Below are 1,019 nucleotides of genomic sequence, written 5' to 3'. Positions count from 1 at the left end.
GTATTTGATGACGCAGACCTTGATCGTGCACTTGATGCAGCTATATGGGGAATCTTTTCTTTTAATGGAGAACGCTGCACATCTAACTCTCGAGTCTTTTTGCATAAAAACATAAAAGATCAATTTATTGAGAAGTTGAAAAAACGCGTGGCCAATATTAAAATAGGCGACCCAATGGATTCATCGACCGAACTTGGGCCTTTAATTGAAACAGAACACTTCAACAAAGTGAAGAAATATATTGAAATCGCGCAACAAGAAGGATGCGAAATCGTTCAGGGAGTTGTTCCAGAGGAACTGAAAGCAGGCAACTTTGTTCCACCGACGCTCTTGTTAAACGCGAAAAATGACATGAGGGTATGCCAGGAGGAAATCTTCGGACCGGTTATGGCAGTCATCGAATTTGAAACGGATGAAGAAGTGATTCAAATGGCAAACGATGTCCGTTATGGGCTGGCCGGATTTGTATGGACAAGTGATTTGAAGCGGGCCCATCGTGTTGCAAAGGCCGTTGAGGCAGGGATGCTTTGGATCAATGCACAAAACGTTCGCGACCTTCGGATTCCATTTGGCGGAACGAAAGACAGTGGCATAGGCAGAGAAGGTGGTCATTACGCAATTTTCGAATTTTATACAGAACCGAAAGTAATCCATGTGGCTATTGGCGATCATCATATTCCACAGTTTGGAAAATAAAACTTTCTGAAAAGGAGAGAAAAAGAATGCCAGCAAAAACGGGGAAACAATATATTGAGAGAGTCGATCAGGCACAGGCAAATGTGTGGATCAACGGCGAACAGGTAAAAGGGAAAGTTTCCGATCATCCAGCTTTTAAAGGAGTTATGAAGACTCAGGCTGAGTTATATGATATGCAGCATGATCCAATGAAAAAGGATTACATGACATATGTATCGCCGACAACAGGTAACCGGATTGGTACATCCTTTATCCAACCAAAAACAAAGGAAGAACTGGTCATGCGCCGCAAAATGATGCAGGAGTGGGCTAAATACAATAAC

Annotated in this window: 2 protein-coding genes; both read left to right on the top strand. The window is 42.6% G+C overall.

What is annotated here, in order from left to right; translation table 11 throughout:
* On the top strand, positions 1-696 hold a 696-nt coding region (locus AC1DUW_RS30325), incomplete at its 5' end, for an aldehyde dehydrogenase family protein (protein ID WP_477644373.1).
* A gap of 26 nt (positions 697-722) precedes the next feature.
* On the top strand, positions 723-1,019 hold a 297-nt coding region (locus tag AC1DUW_RS30320), incomplete at its 3' end, for a 4-hydroxyphenylacetate 3-hydroxylase N-terminal domain-containing protein (protein ID WP_477644372.1).

Source organism: Peribacillus sp. P4_C12 (assembly GCF_056402095.1).
Note: the sequence above shows the minus strand (reverse complement) of the source record. Positions and strands in the feature narration are given on the sequence as shown.